This window comes from Flavobacterium sp. XS2P24, assembly GCF_030010285.1.
Lineage (GTDB): Bacteria > Bacteroidota > Bacteroidia > Flavobacteriales > Flavobacteriaceae > Flavobacterium > Flavobacterium algoritolerans.
On record NZ_JASCRU010000004.1, the window covers coordinates 246,371 to 255,719 of the forward strand.

11 protein-coding genes are annotated in these 9,349 nt (G+C 33.2%); 3 read left to right on the forward strand and 8 right to left on the reverse strand.

Annotated elements, in window-relative coordinates:
* Nucleotides 1-7: 7 nt before the first annotated feature.
* On the forward strand, nt 8-997 hold the full coding sequence (locus QLS31_RS05605; protein ID WP_282743046.1) for a Calx-beta domain-containing protein: 990 nt from the start codon (nt 8-10) through the stop codon (nt 995-997).
* Between the two features lie 99 nt (nt 998-1,096).
* A complete protein-coding gene (rlmB, locus tag QLS31_RS05610) occupies nt 1,097-1,831 on the forward strand; it encodes a 23S rRNA (guanosine(2251)-2'-O)-methyltransferase RlmB (RefSeq protein ID WP_114753114.1) in 735 nt (244 codons plus the stop codon).
* Between the two features lie 49 nt (nt 1,832-1,880).
* Here rlmB and QLS31_RS05615 read toward each other — a convergent pair whose 3' ends face one another.
* Nucleotides 1,881-2,669, reverse strand: a complete 789-nt coding sequence (locus QLS31_RS05615) for a rhomboid family intramembrane serine protease (protein WP_282743047.1) — start codon at nt 2,667-2,669, stop codon at nt 1,881-1,883.
* A gap of 267 nt (nt 2,670-2,936) precedes the next feature.
* Between QLS31_RS05615 and QLS31_RS05620 the strand changes: the two genes are divergently transcribed.
* On the forward strand, nt 2,937-4,214 hold the full coding sequence (locus QLS31_RS05620) for a replication-associated recombination protein A (protein ID WP_282743048.1): 1,278 nt from the start codon (nt 2,937-2,939) through the stop codon (nt 4,212-4,214).
* A 72-nt stretch (nt 4,215-4,286) separates the two neighbouring features.
* Here QLS31_RS05620 and QLS31_RS05625 read toward each other — a convergent pair whose 3' ends face one another.
* The 7 genes from QLS31_RS05625 to QLS31_RS05655 all read right to left on the reverse strand — a co-directional run.
* Entirely contained in the window at nt 4,287-5,051 is a 765-nt protein-coding gene (locus QLS31_RS05625) for a hypothetical protein (RefSeq protein WP_282743049.1), read from the reverse strand.
* Nucleotides 5,052-5,053: 2 nt separating this feature from the next.
* Nucleotides 5,054-5,743 carry a YjjG family noncanonical pyrimidine nucleotidase gene (locus QLS31_RS05630; protein WP_282711788.1) on the reverse strand — a complete coding sequence of 230 codons (690 nt, stop codon included), beginning with the start codon at nt 5,741-5,743 and terminating at the stop codon, nt 5,054-5,056.
* Between the two features lie 8 nt (nt 5,744-5,751).
* Complete coding sequence (radC, locus tag QLS31_RS05635) at nt 5,752-6,447, reverse strand: DNA repair protein RadC (RefSeq protein WP_282711790.1); 696 nt, start codon at nt 6,445-6,447, stop codon at nt 5,752-5,754.
* An 11-nt stretch (nt 6,448-6,458) separates the two neighbouring features.
* Nucleotides 6,459-6,917, reverse strand: a complete 459-nt coding sequence (locus QLS31_RS05640) for a GNAT family N-acetyltransferase (RefSeq protein WP_282743050.1) — start codon at nt 6,915-6,917, stop codon at nt 6,459-6,461.
* A gap of 7 nt (nt 6,918-6,924) precedes the next feature.
* Nucleotides 6,925-8,280, reverse strand: coding sequence for a Mur ligase family protein (locus QLS31_RS05645; protein WP_282743051.1), 1,356 nt, complete (start codon nt 8,278-8,280; stop codon nt 6,925-6,927).
* 44 nt (nt 8,281-8,324) lie between these two features.
* Nucleotides 8,325-9,023, reverse strand: a complete 699-nt coding sequence (locus QLS31_RS05650) for a hypothetical protein (RefSeq protein WP_282743052.1) — start codon at nt 9,021-9,023, stop codon at nt 8,325-8,327.
* Nucleotides 9,024-9,145: 122 nt separating this feature from the next.
* On the reverse strand, nt 9,146-9,349 hold a 204-nt coding region (locus tag QLS31_RS05655; RefSeq protein WP_282743053.1), incomplete at its 5' end, for an IS3 family transposase.

Consider the following 9,349-nt stretch of genomic DNA (forward strand, 5'->3'; position numbering starts at 1 on the left):
AACGATAATGAAAAAAATAACTAAACAATTTTTGCTTTCAGTGTTTTCAATGACAGCACTACTTTTTGTAGGTTGTCAGGAAGAACCGGCTCTTACAGGTCAAAGCACCATTGAAGTTGCTCAAAATGTTACGAGTACTGTTGCTTTTGTTGCTCCATTGGCTGCAACACAAACCGTAAATGAAAAAGCAGCGGGGAAGTACCAGTATAAACTTAATATCTCGAATGCCCAACCAGTTGATATTTATGTTGATGTGAAGTTGAAATCTGGAACAGCAACTAGAGGTACGGATTTTGATTTTGATGAGCATCTCTTGATTAAAGCGTATACTACATCTGTAACAGGAAACATTAGTATTTTAAGTGACCTAGTTTTTGAACCAACTGAAAATTTCGTTTTAGAAATAGGTGGTGATGTAAATATATCTAATGCTTCAATTCCTGCAACTACTATATCATTTAATATAGTTAATGGTTTATCTGATAATTTAGACTTAAAGTTTAATTTTAATAAATCATTCGTAGATGGTACAACAGCTAGAACACTTTGTGGAATTGGATACGATATGGATTTCTATGTATTAGACGCTGATCTAAATGACACAGGAATATACCAAGCGGCTGCATCTGGATGCCCAGAAATTTTAACAGTTTCGCCTGCAAAATTCCCTAACGGAACATACCATATTTATTATGATATATGGGACGCTCACGGACTTAACACAATGAATACTCCTGAATTTACTATACCTATTACGGTAGATTATTTTAGAGGTGGTGGTAATCCAGCGTCAAATGGAACATTTGCGCAAGAAGCTATATTTGCCCCAACATCAAAAACAGTTGCAGGAAGTAAATTTGAATTTGTAATTACTATTGTTGTTAATAATGGTGTATTTACCTTGAAAAATAGCGTTCCTACCACGGTAGCCACACTTAAAACAGTAAATACTGTATTAGATGCAATTAAAGAAGCTAGAATGAATAATAAAAAATAATAACTAGTAAAATACTCTGTTTATATAAACTGTATTTTAATTAATTTTTTTAAAAACCATCCCATTTTTTGGGGTGGTTTTTTTTTATATCTTTGCGCCATGGAAAAAGAACATCAAATATTTGGGATTAGAGCAATAATTGAAGCTATACAAGCGGGTGCAACTGTAGACAAAGTCTATATTCAAAAGGAAGCGAGCAGCGAACTAATGAAAGACCTGATGAAAGTTATGAAGCGTGGTAATATTAATTTTTCTTATGTACCAGTTGAAAAACTAAATAGATTGACACCAAATAATCATCAAGGTGCGGTGGCTACCATCTCCCCTATATCATTCTTTGACTTAGAATCTTTGATAGAAACAGTAATCGAAAACGGGAAAAAACCTTTGTTTTTGATTTTAGATCAAATATCTGATGCGCGTAATTTTGGTGCTATTATCAGAACTGCTGAGTGTACCGGAGTAAATGGAATCATTGTTCAAAAAGCAGGTTCGGCACCTGTAAATGGCGATACTGTAAAAACATCAGCCGGAGCAGTATTTAATATTCCAATTTGTAAAGTAGAACACATTAAGGACGCTATTTTTCTTTTGCAAGCTAGTGGTATAAAAACTGTAGCAGCTACTGAGAAAACAGATCAAAATATTTATGACATTTCATTAAACGAACCTATAGCTATAATTATGGGATCGGAAGATAGAGGTGTAAACCCATCAGTACTTAAAATTGTTGATGAGAAAGCAAAACTTCCTATGTTTGGAACTATTGGCTCACTGAATGTATCAGTAGCTTGTGGAGCTTTTTTATATGAAGCAGTAAGACAGCGAAGCTAATCCCGTCCCTGCCCGTTCAAAAGAAAGGGTATAAAAACTAAAAAATGAATCAAGACTCCGGTTTTGATTCATTTTTTTCATTTATGACAATCTCATAAACTACTGGAAAACTGGGAGTATAAAATGTTGACAATTCCAGCTGCTCATCATTATCTTCTATTTTTGGGATATTTACAAAATTTCCATCAACATCGAAACGCTGCATAAATTTATCTTCTGAAGGATCAAAATCTGGGTGTTCCCAATCATATTTAATGACTTTTTTATATTCAGGAGTTTTATAAACTAACGAAAGAAAAAAACCTGTGAGCAATCCTCCCAAATGACCTTCCCAAGAAATAGATTTATTTCCTGTAATTTCAGGACTGGGAAAAACATACCAAACCAAACCTCCATACACGACTATCACAGCAAGTGACAAAGCTACTAATCTATTGTATTTTGTTTGTATGCCTTTAAAAAAAACAAAACTAAAGAGAACATAAATTAATCCGCTTGCCCCTATGTGGTAATTATCTCTACCAATAACCCAAGTAATACATCCCGAAACTAAAATCCCATATCCAACAACTTTTACCGATTGCTCTGCATAAAAAAATTGTAAAGCAGCCAATAAAATTAGTAACGGAATCGAATTATTATAAAGATGTTCCATATCAGCATGAATAAACGGACTAAACAAAACACCTTGTAAACCTGAAAAAGTTCTTGGGTAAATACCGTTTTGCACAAAGTCAAAATCAAATCGGATTTCCATCCAAAAAACAAACCACAGGAATACCACAAAAAAAAGTGGTAATCCAATAACTGAATTGGTAAATTTAAAATTCTTTTCCATGAATAGCAAGAAGTTTTATATTCTGGTTTTAATTCAAAAACTTCTCCAAAAACAATTTAATGCTATTTTGTCATATTTAAACTAAAAATGCTTTTTTATACGGATGCTTAGCCCAGATGATCCCGAAGTCTCGGGAGGCATCCTTTTATATCTCGTTTTTTCAACGAGATATAAAAGATATAGTGTACAGCAGGAAATAGCTCCTAACGAAACAAATTTTGACAATCCAAGACAAGTTCAGATTAAAAAAAACAGTAATTTTACGTTATGGAAGCACCACTTGCAGAACGCATACGACCACAAAAATTAGAAGACTACATAAGTCAATCCCACCTTGTAGGACCAAATGGTTCATTGACGCAACAAATCGCAAAAGGAATCATCCCTTCATTAATATTTTGGGGACCACCGGGAACTGGAAAAACTACATTGGCACAAATTATTGCGCAAGAATCTAAACGACCATTTTATATTTTGAGCGCCATCAATTCTGGTGTAAAAGATATTCGTGATGTGATTGAAAAAGCGAAGCAAAGCGGTGGTTTGTTTACCACTAAAAATCCTATTTTATTTATCGATGAGATTCACCGTTTTAGCAAATCTCAACAAGACTCTTTGCTGGCTGCAGTAGAAAAAGGGTGGATTACACTTATCGGTGCCACTACAGAAAACCCTAGCTTTGAAGTGATTCCTGCATTACTTTCCCGCTGTCAAATATATGTATTAAATGCTTTTACCAAAAAAGATTTAGAGTCTTTGTTAGAACGCGCTATGAGAACGGACAGCTATTTGTCTACTAAAAATATTATTTTAAGCGAAACAGAAGCGCTACTGAGACTTTCCGGTGGCGATGGACGAAAGCTATTAAACATATTTGAACTTGTTGTAAATGCGTCCAATGAAGACGAAATTATAATTACAAATGATCGTGTTTTTGCCTTGGTGCAACAAAATACCGTTTTGTATGACAAAACCGGCGAACAACATTATGACATAGTTTCTGCTTTTATCAAATCCATTCGAGGAAGTGATCCTAATGGAGCTGTATATTGGCTTGCCCGAATGATTGAAGGCGGAGAAGATGTAAAGTTTATAGCACGAAGAATGCTAATTCTAAGTAGTGAAGATATAGGTAATGCTAATCCAACGGCTTTCATTATGGCAAATAATACTTTTCAGGCAGTTGCTACAATAGGATATCCTGAAAGTAGAATTATTTTGAGCCAATGCGCCGTTTATTTAGCGACCTCCCCAAAAAGTAATGCTTCCTATTTAGCCATCGGAACGGCACAACAACTTGTAAAGCAAACTGGAGATTTACCGGTTCCAATTCATTTACGCAATGCTCCAACAAAACTAATGAAAGAATTAGGCTATGGTGAAGAATACAAATACTCGCACGATTACACCAATAATTTTGCTGAACAGGAATTTTTACCCGAAGCATTAAGCAAAACACCTATCTATGTTCCTGGGAACAATTCCAGAGAAAACAGTATCCGAGAATTTCTTAAAAACCGTTGGAAAGATAAATACGGATATTAAATTTCATAAAAAAGGTCTTGATTTCTCAAGACCTTTTTTATGAAACTATTTTAGATAACAGCTTTCTGAAGTTTAAAACTTAACATCTACTTTTTCAGAAATTAATTTATCGTTTTGATAATATTCAAAATACCACTGATTGTCTTTTAGAATTAATGACCCTTGAACGGTGTCTTTCATTGCAATAAAGGAATTCGGCTGAGAGGTTTTGAATAACTTCATAACAACCTTTGGTGTGCTATCTATTAATTGAAAACCAGTAGCTGTAGGCTGTGCATACAGTAAATTAGAATCTGCAACTACAGTATTAACCACAACAGACTCACTTACTACATTAGCAACTACAGCTATAGGAGATGACATTGGCTTAACAATCTCTGTTTGCATCGAAGATTGGACTTTAGTTGTCGCACTTCCATTGTATTTATATTGCAAATCATAAACAGATTTAAATGCTTCGTTCAATGATTCGGTATAAGCAACCTGATATTCTTTTTCTTTACTTTTTCCAGTTATCGACTGGAAAATTATTTTTCCGTAACAATCTTTCAACGTTATAAAAAGTTTTGTTGTCAAAAAACCGTTTTCTTTAACCACATCAACATACAATAAACTACACCTGTCATTATACTCGGCCGGTATAGTTTCACTAGCATAAAATGAAACCAATCCTGCTTTATTTAAATTAAACTTGGTTAATGTATTCAACCGGAATTGGTTCTCACCTTTGAGAAAATCATATTTTAAAGGAACAATTACAGCTTTGTAATCGTTTACAGACTGGGAATAGGAATAACTAACGACCAATAATAACAATAATAGAAATTGCTTTTTCATATTTATAAATATTTTTTAAGTTCTAATAAATGATTAATTTGTTTAATATGATCTTCAACATGCATTTTACTTTCATTAAAAAAAATAGCATCTAATCCAGCGTCGAGCGCACCTAATACATCTGCATCTAAGCTATCCCCTATCATAATGCTGTTTTCTTTTTTGGCTTTGGCCAAATCTAAGGCATAATCAAAAATAATTGGATTTGGTTTTTTTACGCCTGCCATTTCAGAATTTGTGACGGTTTGAAAATAACTCCCAATATTAGAATTATGTATCTTTTTGTATTGAACCTCAGCAAATCCATTTGTAATTATATGAAGATTATATTTTTGATTCAAATAGTCTAAAACTTCAAAAGTCCCGTCAAAAAGATGATTGTTTTCGGGTAAAAAACGAATATAATCATTTGCTATGGCATCAATTTCCTCGTCAGAAATCGAATAATCAAGAGCATCAAAAGAATACTTAAGTCGATTATAACGCAACTCTTCATGCGTAATTTTATCATATTGATATAGCTTCCAACATTCTTGGTTTATTGGCACATATTTTTCAATAAAGACTTTGGTTTCAATTGCGGGATGATTTTTATTAAAAATAGTCTCGAATGTCAACTCTGAATTTTTATCAAAATCCCAAAGCGTATGATCTAAATCAAAGAAAACATCAGTTATTATAGTATGTTTCATTTTATGTTTTAAAATATTCCTTCATCAGCAAAACTAAAATAGTTTTTTTCAGTAACAATCAAATGATCTAGTACTTTTATTTCTAAACTATCGCCTGCCAATTTTAATTTTCTTGTAATCTGTTTGTCTGCATCACTTGGAATCAGAGTTCCCGATGGATGATTGTGGCACAATATTAATCCGGTTGCACCCATTTCAAGCGCTGTTTTAAAAACGATGCGAACATCTACTAATGTTCCGGTAATACCGCCTTTACTCAATTGGGATTTCGAAATAACCTTATTCGAGTTATTCAAATAAATGATCCAAAATTCCTCGTGTGGCAATTCACCAATAATAGGCTGCATGATTTCGAAAATGATTTTACTGGAAGTCACTTTCTTTAATTCTACCGCATCTTCCGCCCTTCTTCTTCTTCCTAATTCTAAAGCAGCTATAATGGAAATGGCTTTCGCCTCACCAATGCCTTTGAAATTCATTAATTGCGAAATGGATAATTTTCCTAATGCATTCAAATTATTGTCTACACTTGCTAAAATCCTTTTACTCAAATCAACAGCCGATTCATTTCTACTTCCTGATCCAATCAAAATGGCAATCAATTCTGCGTCACTTAAAACACTTTTGCCTTTCAGCATTAGTTTTTCTCGTGGCTTATCATCTTCGGACCAATTCGTTATAGGAAAAAAGGAATTTTCAGCCATTCATTTGTTATTTAAATTTGTTTCCGCATGCAAATACTATTTTCTAAACCCACATAAGGCTCATAATTATCAACTATGCTATATCCTGTTTTTTGATATAAAGCTATGGCTTCCTTTTGTTTGTATAATGTTTCCAAAACAGAAAATGAATATCCTAAATCATGAGCCCAAAGTTCTAGCTCACGTAAAATATTTTGAGCTAAACCCATTCCTCTGGCTTCAGGAGAAACAAACATACGCTTTATTTCAATTGTATCCCTATCGTATTCCTTAAAACAACCACACGCTACAGGATTGTTTTCCAAATAAATAACAACAACATTGGGATTTAATTCAATAATATTATTACCCCAATAATCTGTTTTCAATTCCGGATAACGCTCCCACAAACTTTTATCTAATGCGCCAATGAGATTTATAAAATCGGGATTTTCACTTGTAGTTTTAGAAATTCTTATAGTATCACTCATATCACTTTTACTTTACCAATTCCTTTACCTCATCAAAGTTTAATCCGCCATAATTACCGGAACTCATCAACAACAAAGCAGAATTTTCAAGATTTAAATTAAATAAATAGTCTTTGAAATCTTTTGGATTCGTATAAATAATTAAATCTTCACGATTAAAAGATTTAGCAATTTGGTCGTATGTAACTTCTTCAAGCTGTTTGATTTTTACAGCGTCAGGAGAATAGAAAACTACTGCTTTATCCGCATATTCTAATGCACCTTCATATTCTTTTAGAAACTCCGCATTCAAACTGCTGTACGTATGCAATTCTAAACAAGCCACCAAAGTTCTGTTTGGATATTGCTCTTTAACCGCTTTAGTAGTTGCGGCAACTTTACTTGGTGAATGCGCAAAATCCTTATAGGCAACTTTTGTTTTACTTTCTGCAATTTTTTCCAATCGTTTTGATGCTCCTTTAAAACTGGAAATGGCTTCATAAAAATCAGCTTCATCGACTCCCATGTTTTGGCAAATCCATTTGGCTCCAGCCAAATTATTAAGATTATGTGCTCCAAAAACTTCAATTGGCATATCGCCTTCTGGTGTTTCTAGAAGTGTCACACCATCACTTACGGCATATTTTGGAGTATGATACGCTAATTTTCGGATTGGGTTTGTCGCGGCTTCTGAAACACGTTTTACTTCAGCATCGTCTTCATTGTAAACTAAAATTCCGCCATTGGTAATTTTGCCAATAAAAATTTCAAACTGTTCTACATAGTTCTCATACGTTGGAAAAACATTAATATGATCCCACGCAATTCCTGAAATTAGAGCGATGTTTGGTTGATACAAATGAAATTTGGGTCTTCTATCAATTGGCGAAGACAAATATTCATCTCCTTCCAAAACGATAAAGTCATTCTCCTCCGTAAGATGTACCATCGTATCGAAACCTTCCAATTGTGCGCCAACCATATAATCTACTGCTATATCATGGTAATGCATCACATGTAAAATCATCGAAGTTATCGTTGTTTTTCCATGCGAACCGCCAATAACTACACGTGTTTTATTTTTGGATTGTTCGTACAAGAACTCCGGATAAGAATATATTTTAAGTCCTAATTCTTGAGCTTTTAGTAATTCAGGATTATCAGCTTTTGCATGCATACCAAGAATAACTGCTTCAATATCTGATGTTATTTTTTCTGGAAACCAGCCCAATTCTGGAGGCAAAATCCCTTTTTTATCTAATCTTGATTTTGATGGTTCAAAAATAGCATCGTCACTTCCCGTAACTTGATACCCTTTGATGTGTAATGCTAAAGCCAGATTGTGCATGGCGCTTCCTCCGATAGCTATAAAATGTGTACGCATTCTAATTTTTGGTTTATGGTGTTGAATTCCAGAGAGATTAAAATCTATCTTGAACTTTTTTTATTAAAGGTTTCTAATACTAATTTTGCTTTTTCTGGCTCTCTCATTTTGTTCTTGTATAAGTTAGCTAGCTTTTGATAACTTATTTTTGAACCTCCAATAAGTATCGCTTTTTTATACTGTTGCTCTGCAACTTTATATCTTTTAAAATATTCCTCAATATGACCTCTGGACAAATAACCATCAACAGGTGATAATCGCAACAATTCATTTGAATATTTTATAGCTTTGGATTCACTACCTCCTACAATTCCCGGCAACTGAATATATAATTCGATCAAAGCCCAACGTGATTCAATGTGTTTTGGATTAAGACTTATCGCTTTTTCAAAAGAACCTTTGACCTCATCAATCATACCAAGCGCTTTGAATTTACTTGTTTCTTTGGCTTTCATCCCTAAAGCTCCACCATATTTATAATAATAATCGGCTTCTGAAGGTTTTAAAATTTTTAGTTTTTTGTAATAAACAATCGCTTTATCCCATGATTTATAATAACCTGCGATATCTCCTAAATATTCGATTGTTTTCAAATCTGAAGAATTGGACTTCAAAACAGATTCAAACAGGGATTGTGCCTGTTCGTACTTTTCCTCTTTAAACAGTTTTTCTGCTTTATCAAAATTGGATTGAGACCAAATCATAATAGGAAATAACAAAAAGACCAGTATAATATGTTTCATCCTCCAAAAATAAGGAAATTTATAATTGTAATTCTCCAAGGATGTGAAAGGTTTAACTATTTTTTATAAAAAAGCCGTCTCATATATCTAGACTGCACCCAAAAGTTTAGACAAATTTATAATTAATTTTGATAATAATGAGCTCGATATTGTATCGGGCTCATTTTGTTTAAATTAGACTTGATTCTATCGTTATTGTAATAAATTATATATTCATTTATCTCTTTTTTTAATTGGTCTATTGATTTGTATTTCTTTAGATAAAATAATTCTGATTTAAGTATTCCAAAGAAGTTTTCGATAATAGCATTATCTAAACAATTTCC